Source organism: Methylomicrobium album BG8 (assembly GCF_000214275.2).
Classification (GTDB): Bacteria; Pseudomonadota; Gammaproteobacteria; order Methylococcales; family Methylomonadaceae; genus Methylomicrobium; species Methylomicrobium agile.
Map to the genome: position 1 here is coordinate 3780209 of NZ_CM001475.1, position 19022 is coordinate 3799230.

Annotated in this window: 20 protein-coding genes and 1 pseudogene; 7 read left to right on the forward strand and 14 right to left on the reverse strand. The window is 52.4% G+C overall.

Annotation, left to right across the window (positions count from 1 at the left end):
• The first annotated feature begins 196 nt into the window (after window positions 1-196).
• A complete protein-coding gene (locus METAL_RS21175) occupies window positions 197-346 on the forward strand; it encodes a lmo0937 family membrane protein (RefSeq protein ID WP_005374070.1) in 150 nt (49 codons plus the stop codon).
• Window positions 347-585: 239 nt separating this feature from the next.
• On the opposite strand, the gene METAL_RS16350 is transcribed toward METAL_RS21175, so the two are convergent.
• The 14 genes from METAL_RS16350 to METAL_RS16410 all read right to left on the reverse strand — a co-directional run bounded on the left by METAL_RS16350 (window position 586) and on the right by METAL_RS16410 (window position 13417).
• A complete protein-coding gene (locus METAL_RS16350; RefSeq protein ID WP_005374072.1) occupies window positions 586-1605 on the reverse strand; it encodes an NAD-dependent epimerase in 1020 nt (339 codons plus the stop codon).
• A gap of 117 nt (window positions 1606-1722) precedes the next feature.
• The gene (locus METAL_RS16355) at window positions 1723-4491 is read right to left on the reverse strand and encodes a DEAD/DEAH box helicase (protein ID WP_005374074.1); all 2769 of its coding nucleotides are present in this window, start codon (window positions 4489-4491) and stop codon (window positions 1723-1725) included.
• A gap of 69 nt (window positions 4492-4560) precedes the next feature.
• Window positions 4561-4719, reverse strand: a complete 159-nt coding sequence (locus METAL_RS21690) for a nucleotidyltransferase family protein (RefSeq protein ID WP_342633144.1) — start codon at window positions 4717-4719, stop codon at window positions 4561-4563.
• A gap of 10 nt (window positions 4720-4729) precedes the next feature.
• A complete protein-coding gene (locus METAL_RS21880; protein WP_281023968.1) occupies window positions 4730-4852 on the reverse strand; it encodes a hypothetical protein in 123 nt (40 codons plus the stop codon).
• Entirely contained in the window at window positions 4849-5091 is a 243-nt protein-coding gene (locus tag METAL_RS16365) for a DUF2283 domain-containing protein (protein WP_005374078.1), read from the reverse strand. The genes METAL_RS21880 and METAL_RS16365 overlap by 4 nt, the downstream gene beginning before the upstream one ends.
• The gene (locus METAL_RS16370) at window positions 5088-5342 is read right to left on the reverse strand and encodes a DUF4258 domain-containing protein (RefSeq protein ID WP_005374079.1); all 255 of its coding nucleotides are present in this window, start codon (window positions 5340-5342) and stop codon (window positions 5088-5090) included. Before METAL_RS16370 ends, METAL_RS16365 begins: the two co-directional genes overlap by 4 nt.
• The gene (locus METAL_RS16375) at window positions 5339-5560 is read right to left on the reverse strand and encodes a hypothetical protein (protein ID WP_005374081.1); all 222 of its coding nucleotides are present in this window, start codon (window positions 5558-5560) and stop codon (window positions 5339-5341) included. Before METAL_RS16375 ends, METAL_RS16370 begins: the two co-directional genes overlap by 4 nt.
• The gene (locus tag METAL_RS16380) at window positions 5557-7278 is read right to left on the reverse strand and encodes a site-specific DNA-methyltransferase (protein ID WP_005374082.1); all 1722 of its coding nucleotides are present in this window, start codon (window positions 7276-7278) and stop codon (window positions 5557-5559) included. The genes METAL_RS16375 and METAL_RS16380 overlap by 4 nt, the downstream gene beginning before the upstream one ends.
• Window positions 7279-7369: 91 nt before the next feature.
• Window positions 7370-7822, reverse strand: coding sequence for an REP-associated tyrosine transposase (locus tag METAL_RS16385; RefSeq protein ID WP_005374083.1), 453 nt, complete (start codon window positions 7820-7822; stop codon window positions 7370-7372).
• Entirely contained in the window at window positions 7812-7997 is a 186-nt protein-coding gene (locus METAL_RS16390) for a hypothetical protein (protein ID WP_005374084.1), read from the reverse strand. The genes METAL_RS16385 and METAL_RS16390 overlap by 11 nt, the downstream gene beginning before the upstream one ends.
• 13 nt (window positions 7998-8010) lie before the next feature.
• Window positions 8011-8415 (reverse strand): type II toxin-antitoxin system VapC family toxin, encoded by a 405-nt coding sequence (locus METAL_RS16395; protein WP_005374085.1) that lies wholly within the window; start codon window positions 8413-8415, stop codon window positions 8011-8013.
• A 5-nt stretch (window positions 8416-8420) separates the two neighbouring features.
• Window positions 8421-8666: a hypothetical protein gene (locus tag METAL_RS16400; RefSeq protein ID WP_005374086.1), complete on the reverse strand. Its 246-nt coding sequence runs from the start codon at window positions 8664-8666 to the stop codon at window positions 8421-8423.
• Between the two features lie 129 nt (window positions 8667-8795).
• On the reverse strand, window positions 8796-10547 hold the full coding sequence (locus METAL_RS16405) for an AIPR family protein (RefSeq protein WP_005374087.1): 1752 nt from the start codon (window positions 10545-10547) through the stop codon (window positions 8796-8798).
• Window positions 10547-13417, reverse strand: coding sequence for an SNF2-related protein (locus METAL_RS16410; RefSeq protein ID WP_005374088.1), 2871 nt, complete (start codon window positions 13415-13417; stop codon window positions 10547-10549). The genes METAL_RS16405 and METAL_RS16410 overlap by 1 nt, the downstream gene beginning before the upstream one ends.
• A 326-nt stretch (window positions 13418-13743) precedes the next feature.
• Between METAL_RS16410 and METAL_RS21695 the strand changes: the two are divergent.
• The 6 genes and pseudogenes from METAL_RS21695 to METAL_RS16440 all read left to right on the forward strand — a co-directional run.
• A pseudogene (locus tag METAL_RS21695) lies at window positions 13744-14186 on the forward strand (IS3 family transposase); the annotation flags it as partial.
• Between the two features lie 472 nt (window positions 14187-14658).
• On the forward strand, window positions 14659-15864 hold the full coding sequence (locus METAL_RS16420) for a tyrosine-type recombinase/integrase (RefSeq protein WP_005374092.1): 1206 nt from the start codon (window positions 14659-14661) through the stop codon (window positions 15862-15864).
• 102 nt (window positions 15865-15966) lie between these two features.
• Window positions 15967-16497 carry a hypothetical protein gene (locus tag METAL_RS16425; protein WP_005374093.1) on the forward strand — a complete coding sequence of 177 codons (531 nt, stop codon included), beginning with the start codon at window positions 15967-15969 and terminating at the stop codon, window positions 16495-16497.
• An 83-nt stretch (window positions 16498-16580) separates the two neighbouring features.
• Window positions 16581-16787 carry a helix-turn-helix domain-containing protein gene (locus METAL_RS16430; protein WP_005374100.1) on the forward strand — a complete coding sequence of 69 codons (207 nt, stop codon included), beginning with the start codon at window positions 16581-16583 and terminating at the stop codon, window positions 16785-16787.
• Window positions 16788-16912: 125 nt separating this feature from the next.
• Window positions 16913-17329, forward strand: coding sequence for a CHC2 zinc finger domain-containing protein (locus METAL_RS16435; RefSeq protein WP_005374102.1), 417 nt, complete (start codon window positions 16913-16915; stop codon window positions 17327-17329).
• Window positions 17326-18909, forward strand: coding sequence for a DNA primase family protein (locus METAL_RS16440; RefSeq protein WP_005374108.1), 1584 nt, complete (start codon window positions 17326-17328; stop codon window positions 18907-18909). The genes METAL_RS16435 and METAL_RS16440 overlap by 4 nt, the downstream gene beginning before the upstream one ends.
• Window positions 18910-19022 lie beyond the last annotated feature (113 nt).

Here is a 19022-nt window from a genome sequence, read left to right on the forward strand (position 1 = left end):
GCCAACAACCCGATGGCTACGGAACAGGGCCGTAGGATGCGGTGAGGAACGAACCGCTCGTTCGCGATTGGCATCATTCATGATTGATGCGGTTCCTATCGTCACCGCATCCTACGACCCTACGGAACAGCAATTTTCAGCTCAACCCGCTGTTGGCGGCGGCTTCCGTTCGGGAGCATTTACAGGAGAAACGGCAATGCTTGAAACGATAGCGATCCTCTTGATCATACTCTGGCTGCTCGGCCTGGTATCTTCCTACACGCTGGGCGGATTCATTCACGTGCTGCTGGTCATCGCGGTGGTAGTGATCATACTGCGCATCATTCAGGGGCGAAGCCCGGTATAGCGGATACCCGGCCCGTACGGCGCGACGGTATCACGCCGTACGGATTCCGTATCTGTCATCGCACCGTTCCCGCACCTTTCCTCAATTCCGAAGCGTAACCGCCGACTCTTCCTGCGTCCGGACAAATGCGCAACCCTTGAGAATGCGCCAGCGAACGGGAGAACCGGGGGCGGAGGTGAAGACAAGCAAGCCTTGTTTTCGATCCGCCCGGAGCGGCATTTGGCTTAACGCAAATCGACTTACCGCGAGGCACTTACTTTATAAAACTCTTTATACCATTCAACAAAATTTCTAATGCCGTCTTCCAGCAACGTATTGGGTCTATACCCCAAATCCTGAACCAGATCGGAAACATCCGCATAAGTTGCGGGCACATCCCCCGGTTGTAAAGGCAACATGATCTTGTCGGCTTTCTTGCCCAAACATTTTTCCAGAGTTTCAATAAAAGTTAACAGATGTACAGGATGATGATTGCCGATGTTATATATCCGGTAAGGCGCGAGACTCGATCCCGGATCAGGGTTTTCTCCGCTCCAACCAGGATTGGATTGTGCTGGCTTATCGATGACACGGACGACGCCTTCGATGATATCGTCTATATAGGTAAAATCGCGCAGGTGATTGCCGTGATTGAATACGTTAATCGGTTTTTCCTCAAGGATATTGCGGGTAAACATAAACAACGACATATCCGGCCGTCCCCAGGGGCCGTAAACCGTAAAAAATCGCAACCCGGTGGTGGGAAGATCGTAAAGATGGCTATATGTATGGGCCATTAATTCGTTGGCTTTTTTACTGGCCGCATAAAGCGAAACCGGATGATCGACATTGTCATGAACGGAGAAAGGCATATGGAGATTGGCACCATACACCGAACTGGACGAAGCGTAAGCCAAATGCCCTACCGCATTATGTCTGCAGCCTTCCAGGATATTGAGGAATCCCGCTATATTGGAATCGATATAAGCATGCGGGTTAGTCAATGAATATCGGACGCCTGCTTGAGCCGCCAAATGCACGACCCTTTGGAATTTCTCTTCGGCAAAAAGTCTCTCAACCTCGCTTCTGTCGGCAATGTCAAGCTTGATGAACTTAAAACGATCGTAGTTTTTCAATCGCTCTAAACGCGCCAACTTCAGATTGACATCGTAATAATCGTTCAGATTATCTATGCCGACAATTTCATCGCCCCGTTCCAGCAATTTCATACTCAGCGCGGATCCGATAAATCCGGCAGCTCCTGTTACTAATAATTTCAAGATACCTTTCTCCTTTTTTCTTGTATATCGGGAAATGAAAATGCTTTGCGAAACACAATCCATTGATTATTTGCATGATAAACGGATATGGCTAACTCCAGAAATTAGTTTTCGAGCTTAACCCTGAGCCAATTTAAACCGCTGAAAATCCACCAGCCTTTTAGACTCCACAATCTCATCATGCGGCAATAGCAGGTAAGCCCAGGGTTTAGCGCCCATTTCTGCGGCGTGATCCGAAGCATGTTGACACCAACGAGCCGCTGCCGCCGCTTTAGCCTGGACTTCTTGGGAATCGATGTCGCCTCGCGCTTTGGTTTCCACCATCAAGATTTGCGTTTCGGTTTCCGCGACAAAGTCGGGAATGTACTCAGACTGTTCGCCTCCCAGCTTGTAGTAGATTTGAAACTGGCCTTTGGCGGGTTTAAACCACTTTAGCGCGTCTCTTTCCAATAGGATGGCAAAGCGCCGCTCAGTGTCCGAGTCGAACTTTTGCAACGGATATAAACAGCGCTCGAATCCACCGAACAGCATTTGTTTGATGCGGCCGGTTTCCGTTACCGTTTCGCGATAATAATGCGCGGTAATCCCCAGGGATGGGATGAACGCCGCGTAATCGCCGGGAGCGATTGCGGCGCGGCCAGCGGCAGCCGTGTAATTACACGCTTTCAACTCGGTAAAGCCGCGACTGACTTTCACTTCGTATTCGGTGGCTTCCTCCCAGAAGTGCGCCATCATCTGGGCGTGGATTTCACGGGCAATCAAGCGCCGATCGCGATCCAGCACACTCTGCACCTCTGCTTCGGAAAGATAACCGGATAAGTGTTGCACCATCTGACCGGCAAGGTCATACAATAAATCGGCGTGGGTGAAGTAATCGATGTCGTCAAAATCCACCAGGGCGTGAACGATGTAATCCTCCAAACGCCGTTCAACCAAACCGATTTCCGCCGCCAGCGTGAATTGTTCGTTGGTGCGCAGCATTTGCCCGACTATTTCTCGTTCGCCGGGTTGCAGATGCAATTGCGCGACATCGAGTTTGAACGGATGGAAACCGGTCGCGACCTCTCCGTTCGGCACCACGGTAATGCGCGGAATATCGATGGTCTGCTGGACGACTACCTCGATCGTTTTCGCCACCACGTCCGCCAAATTGAAACCTTCCTCGGCAAGCCAACTGGACTGCACCGGCTTCAGCCGCTCGGCCACTTCCAGCAAGATTTTTTGTTGCACTTCCGGCTTGAGCAACGCCGCGCTGTTCGGCAGCAAATCCTCGCACTTACCTATGACACCCACCACCTCACGCACGGCTTGCAATTCGGGCTCACGGGTAAAAAGCGGCACTGGACTGGCATAACGGATGCCCGCGCCCATGGGGTTATCGTCGGAACTTGCCTGAGCGGCGACCGTCAGTGTCGCGCCCAACCCTAGTCGAGACATTGCGCCAGAAACGACTTGCACGCTGACTTTTTTATCGTCGCCGCTCGGAGCCTCCAGAATCAACTGTTTCAGTCGAATCGGCGAATCGCCGCGATTGGCCTCGTCGATAATCTCCTGAAACTTGTCATGCGCGACGATGTTCAGACGGTCCACCGCCGCCACGCCGGTACGCTTGCCGTACGGCAGACGCAGACCTCGCCCGATCGATTGCTCGATCAGCGTCCGCGCATTGGCTGCCCTGAGCGGCACGATGGTGTACAGATTGGTCACGTCCCAGCCTTCCTTGAGCATGTTCACGTGAATCACGATTTCGGTCGGCTCATCGACGCTTTCCACCGCCAACAACCGGGTAATCATCGCTTCCTCTTCGGCACCCGAGCGGCTGGAATCGACCTGAATCACCTTACCGCGATAACGGCCTTCGTAAAACGCATCGGACTCCAGCAGCGCCAAAAGCTGCGCGGCATGGGCGGTATCCCGTGCAATCGCCAACATGAACGGCTTAACGGCTTTTACCCCGTTTTCGCGGGCATAGGTCAACAACTCCACTTTAGTCGTTTCGTGCAAACGCACGCCATCTTCCAACTTGATCTTCTCCAATTCCTCCGGCGTATGCGCCTTGGCATCGAAATTACGTTGCGTGACCACCGCCGGTTCTTTCACAAAACCGTCTTCCATCGCCTGCGCCAGCGGGTAATCCATCACCACGTTTTTGAACGGCGCCGGCCCGCGCGTCGATTCCACAAACGGCGTCGCGGTCAATTCCAATCCGAATAAAGGCTTCAATTCGTTGATCGAACGCACGCCCGCGCTGGCGCGGTAGCGGTGCGACTCGTCCATCAGCAACACCAAATCGGGCAGATTCGCCAGATAGTTGAAATAACTGCCGCCCAACACTTCCTTCATGCGCTTGATGCGCGGATCCTTGCCGCCGCGCACCTCGGAATTGATTTTGGAAATGTTGAAAATATTGACGCGGATTTCGGCAAAAATATCGCGGGTAGCATCGAAACCCGCTTGGTCGTAATTGTCGCCAGTAATAACGCGGGGCGCGTTGATGGCGAAATCGCCAATGCCCTTGAACACGTACTTCGGCGTATTCGGGGTGAAATCGGCAATCAGCTTGTTGTAGATCGTCAGGTTAGGCGCCAGCACGAAGAAGTGATTGATGCCGTGCGCCAGATGCAGATAGGCGATAAACGCCCCCATCAAGCGGGTTTTACCCACGCCGGTCGCCAACGCAAAACACAGCGAAGGAAAGTCGCGCTCAAAATCCTCCAACGTAGGAAACAATGACTTCAAACTGGACAACACCGCTGGCAAGTCTTTTTCGTGCTGCAACAACTCCGGCGCCATTTCCAGCGAACGCGCCAAGCGCGACAAGGATTCGGCTTGCGGTGGACGCAGCGACAAGCGGCCGGTGACGGCATTTAAAACGCGTGCATTCATTGGTATCGATCCTTCAACAAAATCAGTTGCCGCAATAAATCAGGTACATCGTCTTGAATAATGCTCCACTCAGACATACAACGCTTCCTTTTCAATATACGGGCGCAATTCCGCCCGTAATGCCTTTTCGGTAACCAGATCAACCGGACTGCCCAAGACATCCTCCAAATAAAACTGCACGCCGAAATAGCGAGCGGAGGTGGCCGGCCCGTCAAACTCGACCAGTATATCGACATCGCTATCCGCTCCGCGCCGCGTTCCGTACCGTGGAGCCGAAAAGCGCCAAACGGGTCACGCCGAAGCGCTCGGCCAAGGCCGGCTTGCTTTGCGTCAAGAGAAACAGTGCTTGATTGCGGTTCATGCGACAACGGGGACGTCAGGTTTTTCGTCTTTGGGTTTACGATGTGTTTGAAACTGAAAATCCGACACGTCGACCGGATGCGGCCGTTTGCTCAGATGCAGTATTTCTATGCCGACCACCTCGCCGTTGTTGTCGTAATCCATAATCACGCCGGGCGCTACTTCTTCCGATTCGATAACGTCGCTGTCCACCAATTGCAAATGCAAGGCATCTGCTGCTTCATCGATACTGAGTTTCATAATTTACCCCTCATGGCGCGGTCAAAAAATACGGTTATCACGCGGACCGGTTCAACGTGCGGATTGACAATGACACGTAGAACCCACCCTTCAAATTCGTCGATTTTACCGAGCCGGTGCTCCAATTCGGCGTCCAAGGCATCGGCTTCAATCAATTGCGGCCGTTCAAGCACGCGCTCCAACCATTCGAGCCGAATATTGCGGCGTTTATTCAAGCTTTCCTGCGCATGCACCGTCAATTCGTAATTCATGCGTCCCCGTCGAACAAGTCCAGGGCTATGTTGTCCTTTTGCCGTTCACGGCGCAATTGCTGGGCAGATAGGCGGATAATTTGATTATTCCGAACAACGACGATTCCCGTGTTCGTCTCCAAGGCAATTTCGCGCGCAAGCATGGTGGCACGTTTTAGCGCCTGAAGTGAAGCTCGTAAATCGGCGTCTTTGGCTGTATGCAAATCTTGCGGCATCATAAGTCATCATCCTCGGCAAAAAGACTGATTTGTCCCGAGCGTGGCGTTTTATCTTTTGTCTTATCCGGCTTTGCGCTTTCCGGCATGGGCTGCGAAACCGCCATCGGCAAATTCGCCACATTCAGGCTGTAATCGTCATGACCCCATTCGCAACGCGCCAACACCATCTTGGGGATTTTTTTCAGGGTCAGATTCGGCCAACGCTCATTGGCTTGCGCAGCAGTGACGTCCCGAAAGGCCGAACAGCACACCAGCAAGCTGTATTCGCCGCCCACCTCGTCGGCTAGTGCCTGAAACTGCTCGGCGGACAGGTTTTGCGTGGTGACGTAGATGAAATCGCGCTCGCTGGAATGGCCGTGCTGCCACCAGCGGCTTTCCGACGGCGCATAAGTAAAGCCTTCCAGCTTGCACAACGCTTCGGCCAGCATCGCCGCGTTGTAGTCGGGATTGACCACCGGATTGCCCCAGCGGTCGTTGACGATCAGGCTGGGCGCCAGTTTGTAATAACGGAAACCTCCGCCGCCCTGCCAGTTGACGGCTTTGCTGATACCACCTTGATCCTCTCCATCAATCACTTTTTGCAGGCGTGGGATGATGTGGGTATGGCAGTGCTCGCCCAGCTCGACCAAGATCCAGCGACGGCCCATTTTGTGGGCGACCGCGCCGGTCGTGCCGGAGCCGGCGAAAGAGTCGAGGACGAGATCGCCTTGCCTAGTTGAAAGCTCCAAAATACGTTGAATCAACCTTTCTGGCTTCGGTGTAGAAAATATTGCTTCTGAATTAAATTTAGCCACTTCGCGCTTCGCATCTTGGTTATCTCCAACTTCCGTGCGAAGCCAAACTGTCATGCTAACAATTCCCTCTTGTACCTCAGATAAAAATCTTTTGATCCGTGGAACATTATTCCCTGTCTCACCAAACCAAATTCGGTTATCAGCTCTTAACTCTTCAAAACGCTTAGGTGATGCTGCCCAACAACGTCCTTTTGTTGGCATTAACTTTCGCCCTGAGGGAGTAGTAATTTCAAAAATGTTTTCACTAAAACCTGTCTTTGCAAACTGTGCTCCACGCTGCCCACCGGTCAAACTAATCGTAAAATCTCCCGAAGTCCAAGGACCACGAGGATCATTGTCTGAATTGGAATATCTTGAATCAGCGTCTTCTGTTCTTGGCAAAAGATTCGGACGCCATGTTTCTTTATTCTTTGCATATACCAAAACATGATCATGGCTATCTGATAGCCAGACACTATTTGCTTGTGGTGAGAATTTTTTCTGCCAAACCACATTAGCAACAAAATTCCCCCGTCCAAACACCTCATCACACACCACCTTCAAATAATGGCATTCATTGTCGTCGATAGTAATCCACAACGAACCATCGTCCGCCAACAGCCGCCGGATGACTTCCAGCCGGTCGCGCATCAAGCCCAACCAGATCGAATGCTCCAGCCCGTCATCGTAATGGGTAAACGCGCTACCGGTGTTGTACGGCGGATCGATAAACACGCACTTCACCTTGCCGCTAAATTCCTGCTCCAGCGCCTTCAACGCCAGCAGGTTGTCGCCGAAAATCAGCCGGTTGTCGAAAATATCGTTATCCGTCAGCCGGTGCCTGGCGTGATACGACTTCTCCGGGTCTTCCAACAAAATGCGCGGCTCCAGCCGAGGCCGCTTGTCCTTGTCGATCCAGGTGAGTTCGAGTTTTTGTTTAGTCATCGTCATTTTCCGTGCGAATAAATTCGCACCTACCATTTTTTCTTGATTAGTGCGCTTTACAATGTAGGTGCGAATTTATTCGCACAAATTTCTATAACCATATCGCATCCCAATGCGGATAATCGCCGATATTTTCAACCAAGCCCGCCCGCAGCGGGTTGGCTACAATGTAACGCGCGATTGCCCGAACATCCTCTTCTTCACGTAACGCATGATCGTAAAAGGCTTTTTGCCATACCGCGCCTTGTCGATTTAAATAACCATTTACAAGATGCGCGGCGCGCGCTTTATAGGCTTTCATAATTTCCGAAAGCGTATGAGTTTCTCCCAACCGAAATAACCAATGCACATGATCCGACATGACCACCCAAGCCAGGGAGTCAACCGCGCCAGCGTCATGCAGATTGCGCATTTGAGCAATCGCCAATCGAGCGCAATGAAAATCGCGGAAATAGGCTGCTTCCCGTTCCGCCAAAACCGTGGTCACGAAATACGCGCGTGATGATTCGTTAAATCGGCCTTTACGCAAGTCATCATACGGCATGGTTGTTTTCTATCTGTGCGAATACCCATGAGGGCGCAAGTAAATTCGGACCTACCCGGAACCTTCGATACTTGGCGTGATACGACTTTTCCGCGTCTTCCAGCAAAATCCACGGCTCCAGTCGAGGCCGCTTGGCCTTGCCGATCCAAGTGAGTTCGAGTTTTTGTTTGCTCATGGCCTATGCGTATTCATACAGGAACAATCAACTGGATATGCCCCGCTGCCGCTTGCGCCAAGCGGTTGTCGCGCGTCCAGAACGAGTCGCAACCTTGCCCGATAGCCGCTGCCAGATGCAAAGCATCCGGCGTTTTTAGGCGCTGTGCCGCACGCAATTCGGTAGCGCGCCGATAGACGGCGTCGTCTAAAACCAGCCGGCGAGTCATCGGACTGGTAAACAAGCGGTCATATTGGTTCAACAAATCGTATTTGTTGTTGCGCATCGGTTCAACGCGGCACTCCAGCTCTGTCAATGCCGTGTGGCATAAGACGGCATTCGGCGTGGCGAGCAGTTGAGCGCGCAGCTTAAGCCGCACGTCCTCGCTGCCTTCCAGATAATAGATAAAAATGCAACTGTCCCAATATATACGGTTCATCGGCGTCAATCCCAGGACTCTCTTTCCTCATTAAGCATGTTGTCGATTTCAGTTTTGGTTTTTTCGGGCCAATTGCGTTGAGCGGTTAGATTGTCGAGCAATTGCAACAACCCGGATGAAGCTTCGCTAACCGCCTTAGGCGCCTCTTCATACAACACCAGCAACCTGGCTTTTTCGGCGGTAATTTCCGTCGGCAATTTGACGTGAATCTCGCCTTTAATAATCGTTGTTTCTAATTCGATGGCTTGCATAACGGCCTCCAGTGATAGCGGTTGTGTCATTTGCAAAACTCGGGCAGCGGGATGAGCGACTGAAGTTGCGGACGCTTGTCTTTGCCAATCCAGGTGAATTCGAGTTTTTGCTTACTCATTACATTATTCCTAACTCTGCTGTGCTAAGGCAGCCATCAGGCGTCCTTTCACCGTTCGACAATCAGTCTTATTTTCGAATACGCTACGCGCCTGCTTGTTCCACAGTATGCTTTGTACAGTATTCACAAGACGCCCACAAACAAGATCAACTTCGTATGAAATGGCTGTCAGCTTATTCTGAATTAGAGCTAACGTCGGCCCGTTTTGTAATTGTAGCCGGATGAAAATGACGTGCAGAATCAGCCAGACGCCGTGATTGAGAATCTCTCGTGCAGGGAGTGTCCCTGTTGGTAAGCCGGTAGGGTCACTCTCAACCCTGGCGCGTACCCGTACTTTCTCCAAGATTATTCGGCCAATTTGAACTGTTCGCCACATTTGTCTTGCGGTGAGTGAATCGGCAAAAAGCCGCTCGTAGGCCTGACGCAAGGGATCGGTAGCTGGTACCAATCCCTCCCGACCAAACAGCTTCTTTCTATCGGTCTTGGCTGCGACCACGTAGTCCTGCCAGTCGTTCGTGGTTACGGTGCAAGCCAGAAGCGGGGCGAGTTCACGTGCGCTGAAGCAGGTCGGCGATAACGGCGGATCGTCCGCTCCCTGTTTGACCAGATAGGTAATGCCGGCCATCTGCAAGGTTTGCTGCCAGATGGCCTGCCGCTCATCGAGCGCGGCAAAGTCTTCCAATTCTACCGCATTCTGGCGGTTACGCGATTGGGTAACACGATCACCAAAGCCGTCAGGCGCATTTTCAAGGCAAACGAATGTCGCCATGACGACTGCGGGATGCGCTTCGTAGTGAGCCAACGGCTCGCGGGCTATCGCACCAACCGTCTGCGCTCCGTTGATGATGGACAGGCCTCGAACGCGAAACCTGCCAGCCTGCCGATTTGGATCACGCGGATGCTGCTCCTGTATAGAATCGCAGAGGAAGGTGACCCCGTTATTGAAGTAGAAGAAGTGTTGCGCTTCTTGTCGCAGGGTCTCGCTCAGTCCAGTGTTGACGGTGGTCGTGCCCTTGAAACGGCGAATGTTCCGATCAACCAGATGCTCTTTATGCGCCGCCCAAAGTTCAGCGAGTCGCTTGGCATCCATGCGGCCATAGAACGACCGGTAGGGTTCCTGCGTGTAGCCGAAGTCTCTCAACTCGACTTCGGCTTCTATGGGCTGGGCCGAAATCCCGTCCAAATGCAGGTCGTGGAGCGTCGTGAGCCCATAGGCATGGCACCGAAGAAAACCCGGATTCGTACCATTGAACGCACGCTCTAAGTCGGCAAATATGTCGCGCCGGTCATCGGACACGGCCGTGCCGGAATAGGCAAGAACGACTTTGATTCTGCAGACACCACTGTTCAAAGCGTTGGTGATTACTGCCTGTCGGTTTTGCAGCGCGTTATTGAAACGATCCCAGCGCCCTTGCAAGAAGTCGGTTATACCATCGCGGAATTTCGATACGTCACCGAGTTCCGGCTCGCCGCTGCCTGAGTCTTTGTACTTGGATTGGACGAGCCAGATCGTTTGATCCGGCGCAACAAGTACCGAATCAATACCATGATCCTGACCGCCGTCGATGCTGGCTGCCACCGCTTCGTCCAAAGTAGCTCTAGCGCCTTCATGTAGAACGAATGCCGCGATTGCTTTAGACAGGAAGTTGCTGCGTCGAGACTCTGGAGTGTTTCCCGTTCCAGTGATTAGGGTCGAATAGTCTGCGTCAAGCTTTTGACGAAGCAGATCAAGTTCGAGTGGTCGAGCGAGAAAGGTTGCCATCAGATTAATTCCCACTCAATAGTGAACAAGATTTGTTCACTAACCTGTTGCTGAAGTTGTTGTTCCAACTGTCCGATCAAATCGTTACGCTGCGACTCGATCTCATCCTGGCGGTCGAACAATTCGCGGCGGAGCTTGTTACGCTTAGTTTCCAGTTCCCGCTGACGTTTTTGCCAATGCAGCTTTTCATCCAGTGTCGGCGCAGTCGCGGCAGTGCGGCGAATCTCTTTCACTTCTCTATCAATTTCCTTAATTTCCTGCTCCAGGCCGAGCTTCAGGTCGTCTGCCCAGGCATCCAGTTTTTCGACTTCTTGCTGAAAATAGCCCAGATTGCGTTGATTGATCTCGCGGAGCAGGTTTTGTTTGCGCGTTTCAAGGTCTTCGACTAGAACGATAGGTAATTGCACTTCACCTCCGCTCTCCCCAGTAAAGGAAGTAGAGGTCGCAGGAAAACGTAACAATTTTTCCGGATCGTCTTCGATCAATATGCGACTATCGGCTGTGCTGGCGGCAACGATTAGATGCTGTTCCTGGCTGCCCAAGGCTTCGACAGTGACGAGCTTAACCGCCAGCCACCCCACTTGACCGCGATAGGCCTTGAGCGTACTGACCTGAGTGCCATAAGCGTCGTAATCGAAAATCAGGCGGGCGTTGGGTAATACGCGGCTTTTGGCTTGATGCGTAACCCATTCGGCCAAGGGGTAGCCGATTCTATATAAATGAGCATCGCCGCTGCGTCGGGGCAATTCGTAACGCCCTAATTCAACGTTTTGCAATTGCTGATCAGGCAGACGAAGCAATCTAAAGCCGCTATCGTCGAATTCGGCGCAGCCACCCAGTTCAGCGCGGCTGATGTCGATCAGCATTTTCTCGTAGCGGCTACGGGTAGCGACGCTGTCTTCGGCGCGGACGCGTAGTTTTTCCTGCACCTCTTCGTCGAAGTTTTCCAGTAACAGTTGGCGAGTTTTGACCATCGCTTCGTTGATCTCGTTGGATAGATCGTTTTGCAATTGCTGGAAGCTGGTCTGGATGGTTTCCGGGTCGCGGCAGTTCTGGTAAATCTCGGCGATGCGACGCTCGAAATCCACCCCGGAACCAATCGCCCCGAGTACTTCGTCGCTGGCGCCGAACACGCCTTCAAAGAGTTGAAATTTCTGCGCCAAGAGTTCGTAAACGCGAGCATCCGCTTCGTTGCTGCGATCCACGAAGTTGACGACCACGACATCGAATTTTTGGCCGTAGCGATGACAGCGGCCAATGCGCTGCTCGATGCGCTGCGGATTCCAAGGCAAATCGTAATTGATCACCAAGGAACAGAATTGCAGGTTAATCCCTTCGGCTCCGGCTTCGGTGGCGATCATGATGGTGCCGTTTTCTTTGAACTGCTCGACCAATGCGGCACGGGTATCGGCGGTTTTGGAACCGGTCACCCGATCCGTACCCTGGTGCCGTTGCAACCATTCTTTGTAAATAGCTTGCGCCCGAGCATCGCTGTTGGCGCCGTTAAAAAGCACGATGCCTGCACCGTATTCGGTTTCGGCCAATAGTGAAAGCAGGTATTCCTGAGTGCGTTTGGACTCGGTAAAGATAATGGCTTTCTTCGGCGCGCCCAGCCGTTCCAATTCCGCAAAAGCGCGTTCGAGCGCGGTTAAGAGTGCCTTGCCTTTGGCGTTGTCGCGAATGCTGGTGGCCAACTTTTTGAATTGACGCAGTTCCGCTATCTCTTCGGCAATCGCGGCTTGCTCGTCGGCATTTTGCTTATCGTCCGTGACGGCAGACTCATCCCATTCATCGGCGGTTTCGTCCAAAGACTCGTAATCTTCGTCCAAGGCTTCGGCGAGGTTAGGCACTTCTTGAATCGGCTCTATCAGGCCTTGCAAGCGATTCGCCATCGTTTCCAGGGCACCGGCAATCGCATGGGTAGACGAAGCCAATAATTTCCATAACACCAAAGAGATCAACTGACGTTGACCGTCCGGCAAAGCCTTGAGATTGGGGCGACGCAGATAATCGGCCACCCGTGCCGACAGTTCTTTTTCTTCGGTGGACGGCGTAAATTCCTGGACAATGGCGCGTCTTGCGGTGTACGAGACATAGGGTTGTACCTGCCGTCGTAAGGTACGCTTGCAGACGGGGGCAAGGCGCGCTCGAAGACCGGCGAATGCGGTATCTCGGCTTTGGCTGCTGAATTGCGCCCTGAAACTGTCGAGATCTCCGAATACCCGATCATCGATGATGCTAACCAAGCCGTACAGTTCCAGTAAGGAGTTCTGCAATGGCGTTGCAGTTAATAGCACTTTGGAATGAACGCGCTCCAAGGCTTCCTTAAGCGTTCTGGCGATTACGTTACTGGGCTTGTAGACATTGCGTAGCCGGTGTGCCTCGTCCAGAACGACCAAGTCCCAATGAATCGCTTGAACATCATTCGCTTTGGCTTTGGCGAATTGGTATGAACAGATGACCGGTCCATCGTCGTATTGAAACGGATTGCGGCGCTCTTGTTTACGGATGGCGTTGTAGTTCTTCGCTTCTAAAATCAGACCTTGCAGGCCGAATTTGTCTTGCAACTCTTGATGCCATTGCTTGCGCAGATTGGCGGGAACGGTAATCAGAATGCGACGGCGGCGCTCGGCCCAATGCTGAGAAATCACCAAACCCGCTTCGATTGTTTTACCAAGGCCGACTTCATCGGCCAGGATCACGCCACGAGAGAGTGGGTTTCTACAGGCAAACAAAGCAGCCTCGACCTGATGCGGGTTAAGGTCTACTTGCGCATCGACCAACGTGGAAGCTAACGATTCGACCGTATCGCCTGCCGCGCGACGGGTTAGCAACCAGGCGTAATACTGAGTTTGGTAAGGCGTGAGCATTTTTTGTAGTGCTATCAACAAAGAATCCCTAAAATTTATTGATGCTGACTTCCGTTGTAATCGGAAAACGAGTCATTAGATTACAGTGCCCTCATGTATTTACCCTTTTGGCAGTTTATGCAGCCAGTTCCAAATGGCAGAACTAAGGTTGAATGTTGAAATTTCCGGTCTTAAAGTAGCTGCTAGACCATCTTTCTTTCTACAAAGCAACAGGCGGCGAACTCAACAAACGTGGAACTTCATTGGTCGTCTACAAGTAACGCGAGCTGGTGATTAATTTTAGCCTCTTTTGCACTTCCCGGCACTATCCAACAGAACAGCATGCAACGGAGGAAGGCTGACTGTATTTGGCCGTAGTGATTGATTTCTTTTCCCGGCAGGTGATGGGCTGGTCCATGGCAGAGCATAGGCGGACTCAGCGGGTGAATGACACCTATTGATGGCCCTTTGGAAGCGAAAGCCAGAGAAGGGGCTGATGTAACATACCGATCGCGGCAGCTAATATGCGTCGGAAAGTCATCGAGCGCTGTTAACGCTGCATGACATCCGGCAGAGCATGAACCGTAAGGGCAATTGCTGGGATTATGCAGTTTCGGAAAGCTTCTTTCACAGCCTAAAAACCGAGCTGATACAAGATAGGTCAAACCCAATCGGAGGCTAAACAGATGGTGTTTGAATATATCGAGGGTTTTACAACCGCGAGCGACTTCATTCCGCCAACGGTTATCTGTCGCCTGTGAACTATGAATTACAGCAAAAAGCTGCTTGACCGTCTGTCCGGAAAAGTGTTGACACATCACGTTCGACCGGTGCTTATGGGCGGTGAATGTTGCGTTTGAAGACCGACAGGATTTATTAGGCCACAAATCGAGCCGAATCACGGATCATTATTCGTCAGCCGAATTGGAAAATCTGATTGCTGCGGTGAAAAAGGTCTGCGTCGGCGTGTCACGCAAAATTCACGCAACGAAATCGCAGGGCAATAAAAAAGGGAATCAATGAAGTTGTAGTTCATTGATTCCCTTATTAATTTATGGAGCTGGCGATGGGACTCGAACCCGCGACCGGCTGATTACAAATTTGAAGGCCTGCTATTTTCTGCTGATTGCTTAACCTTAACAAACCTTTACAAACCAATACGTTCAGCCTATCATAGCCTTAACGGTGCTACACTAAATTTAACGGTTTTTGACCGAGAGCGTAGCACCAGCGTAGCACCAGAAATTGACGCAAAGGCAGCCATGACAACACATTTCGACTTTACCAAGCCCAAGATTGAAGCACTGAGAGAGCCAAAACCCGGCGAACGGCTCGTTTACCACGACACTCACAAGAACGCGGCCGGGCTGCAACTTCGGCACTCGGGCAATACAAAGACGTTCTTCATTCAAAAACGCGTAGACGGCAAGCCGGAGCGCGTCACTATCGGCAAGTTCCCCGATATGTCCATCGAGAATGCCAGAAAGGAAGCGGCGCGGCTGAGCGCGTTAATCGCGCAGAAGATTAACCCCAACACCGACGCCAGAGCCTTAAAGACCGAGACCACCCTGCAAGAGCTGTTTGACGAATTCCTGAAGCATCGGCGCAATAAGCGCGGCGCGTTCCTGTCCGAGAAAACCAAGCGCAGCTACCGTTACGACTTCGGTCTGTACCTGGAGAAATGGGGTAAGCGCCAACTGTCGCAGTTCAAGGATACTGACTTCGGCAAATTACATGCAGCGATCGGCAAGGAGCACCCCACGACGGCGAACCGCGTGATTGCGATGGCGTCGAGCCTGTTCGGCTATGCCGCCGAGCGCAAGTTGTTCAAAGGCGCGAATCCGGCGCACGGAATCAAGAAGTTTCCCGAAACCAAGCGCGACCGCTTCCTGCAATCGGACGAGCTGCCCGCGTTTTTCAAGGCCCTGGCCGAGGAACCGAACGACATCTTGCGCGATTACTTTTTGATGGCGCTGCTGACCGGAGCGCGGCGCTCCAATGTTCTGGAAATGGAGTGGACCCAGATCAATCTGGCGCGGGCCGAATGGCGCATCCCGACCACTAAGAATGGCGAACCGCAGACTGTCACTTTGTCCCCGGAAGCTGCCGAAATCCTGCGTAATCGGCAAGGCTGTCATGCAGTTTGGGTGTTCCCCGGCACCGGCGCAACCGGGCATATCGTCGAACCCAAGAAGGCATGGCGGCGCGTGCTGGATCGGGCAGGCATTGATAATCTACGGATCCACGACTTGCGGCGCACGCTGGGAAGCTGGCAGGCCAAAACCGGCGCATCACTGGCGATTGTCGGCAAATCCCTTAACCACAAATCACCTTCAACGACGGCCATTTATGCGCGGCTGGATCTTGATCCGGTCCGGGAATCGGTCGAGCGGGCTACCGGCGCGATGCTGGCGGCGGGCGGCTTGAAAGAGTCGGGCGTGATTGTGCCAATCAAGAAGAAAGCATAAACTGAATTTAACCGGATAGGCCGACGGGCCGACAAGGCGTATTCATCACGCGCTTTCCGGTTAATCCCTTCGTGATAATTGCACTTTGATGGAGTGTTTCAGATGGCTATAAAATTCCCGCCCCCGCCTTATAGTGGGTCCGGTCTGTTGATTGCACTCGATAAATATAACGTTGAGCAAAAAACCAAACACGACCTAGAAGATATTCAAAGAATGTTTGATCTTTGCGCCGAGCTTGGCATAGAGGAAAGCCCGTTTATGTGGTATGAGCTTGCTTTGACTTTGGCAAGAAAATTGTACCCAAAACCCCAAAAGAAAGGCAGAAAAAGCAAATGGACGCCATATATTCTTGGTTGCCTAGTTGTGGAGCTTGAGCGTCTAGCGATTAACGGGAAATCAATCGATTGGGCTGCTGATGTTTTGTCGAAGCGGGAGCCGTGGAAATCCTTTATAGAGGCAAAAGAATCAGATATTACCGATAAAGACCCTGGCGAGGCGTTACGAAAGCTTTACTTTAAAGCCCGTAATGACAAATGGGCCAAGCTATACAGGAAGGCTTACAAGTGGCATGAAATCAATGACGATATTGCTTCATGGGAAGCGGCTGTTGCTGACCTACTCAACAATGATTAAAAAAATCGTGATTTAATTCAAACCCTATTTTCTCACGCCCATTATGCAGCTTGCCTTAATAAAACCCCAAGGGGGATTACTACATGCTGCAACCCAACACAGACCTTCTGAACACACAACAGGCCGCCGAATATCTCGGAGTCACCGTCTCGACGCTTGAGGTTTGGCGCTGCACCAAACGCTACAACATCCCATTCATTAAGGTTGGCCGTCTGGTCAAATACCGCAAATCGGCGCTCGATGCCTTCCTGGAATCGCGTACTGTTGGCGCAGATTCCACTGGGCAATAAGAAACCCCGAACCTACCACCATAGGCCGGGGTTTTGCGCTTCCATTCCACCACAATGAACGAGTGTGATTTTATCACATTTGGCGCATTGGCGCATTGGAGCGCACCCTGGTCAAGGATTTCCACATGATAGAAAAATTAACTTCCCGACTCGATGGAGTCAAGCGCACCGGACCGGGCCGCTTTGTTGCGATATGCCCTGCTCACGATGATAAAAACCCGTCCCTGGTCGTGACCGAGAAGGACGAAAAAATTTTATTCCACTGTTTCTCGGGCTGTCCGCCCGCTGAGGTATTGGCCGCCGTGGCGCTGACCTTTGCAGACCTGTACCCGGAGCGGCCCACCTACACCAAAGGCCGCAGAGCCGCTCAGTTCAATCCGTATGATGTGCTCAAGGCTCTGGCGCGTGAGTCCGGGATTGTCACCCTGGCGGCGGCTCAGGTCTCAACCGGCCACCCGTTGACCACGGCAGACGCCGACCGCGTGGCGTTGGCGCATGAACGGCTGCGTGATGCGGCGCTGTTGATGGGGATTCGGTTATGAGCACTGAATACGTTTCGAGCGTCGAGGAATATTTTGACCGGATTCAAGGGGAAAAAATATTACAGCCTGATTTTAATCCTGCACTTCCTGCACTTCCTGCAAAATCAAGGGTTACAGAGGGTTTTAACCTACACTCAACCTGCACTAAAAACGGAAATCCTGCACTAAACCCGCCTGATTTGACCTATGAGGAAAATCTTTCCGATGGCAGCAGCAAGACTAAGCTCATCATCGAGTCAAAAGCAGCCGGATTGCTGGCCGAATATTTCGGTGATCGATTTGCTTTTGATGACACCATAACCGAATGGTACGAGTTCGCGGGCGACCATTGGCGTAATGTACCGAAGGCCCACCCAGAGCAGGCGATCACGCAGGCGGTTTATGCTGGAACCGACCCTATCGGGTTTAAAAACGCCTACTTGTCCGGCGTTCTGAGCATTCTGAAGAAATCTGGCGGCCTATCCTTACCCCAAGGAATTGGCGGCGTGATTCCGTTCGGCAATGGTTTGTTGGACCTGAGCACCGGCGAACTGTTGCCAGTCTCGCCGCGTAATGCGCTGACGTGGGCAATCCCTCATGCCTATGTCAAAGGCGCCGAGTGTCCGGCGTTTATCCGCTGGGCAGGTGAGGCGCTGGATGGCGATAGCGAAATGGTCGAGCTGTTGCGGGCGTTTATCAACGCCTGCCTGAACGGGCGTTATGACGTGCAGCGGTTCATCTACTTATTCGGCGTGGGCGGAACTGGAAAATCGACGTTCCTCAGAATCCTAAAGGCACTGATCGGGCAGGCCAATTTCGTCACGACGGACCTTAAAAACCTGGACGGCAATCGTTTTGAAACGGCGGGATTGCATGACAAGAAGCTCGCCATTATCGGGGATGCCGGGCGCTATAACGGGAGCGTGGACGTTCTGAAGTCGATCACCGGCGGCGATCCGGTACGACTGGAAAAGAAGAATGTCCAGCAAGGCGCGTCTTTCGTATTCGAAGGCATGGTGATTATCGCCTCAAACTCGCACCTGGCGGCAACCGACTATTCCTCAGGGCTGGCGCGGCGGGAACTGGTTGTCGAGTTTCAACACAGATTCACGGCTGAGGAAAAGGCCGCGTTCCGGCAGCGCGGCGGTGAGGATGCGATCCTGGCGGAAATCCCGGCGATTATCAATTGGGCGCTGGCATTGTCTCGCGATGATGTCACGCGCATTTTCCAACATCCTCCGGCGGCCTGCCTGGCGTCGACCAAAGAGGCATTATTTGAGCAGAACCCGGTAGCTGATTGGATCCAGGAAAACTTGACCCCCGAGCCGGGGCTTTGGGTTCAGATTGGTAAAAATAAGCCTGATCGGGCCGGAGGGTTCGTGGATGCCGATAGCCACTTATACCCGAACTATTTACGCTGGTGCGGCGAGAACAAGCGTGAGGCGATGGCATTGCGGCGGTTTCGCGCCACCATGACCGACATGCTTAAGACTTTGGGTATTGATACTGTCGCTTCAAGGCGAGGCAGCGGCCAAGGTTTAACCGGCGTAAAAATCACAGCGTTTCGACCTCATGCTGACGACGATTCCGAGCATTTTTAAGGGGAAGTGTAGGTTTATCCTACACCTGAGTGTAGGGTTGCACCCCCTGAAAGCCGCGCCGTTGTTGAAAGTGTAGGAAATGCTGTTTTTTGGCTTGATTCCATTCCATATAT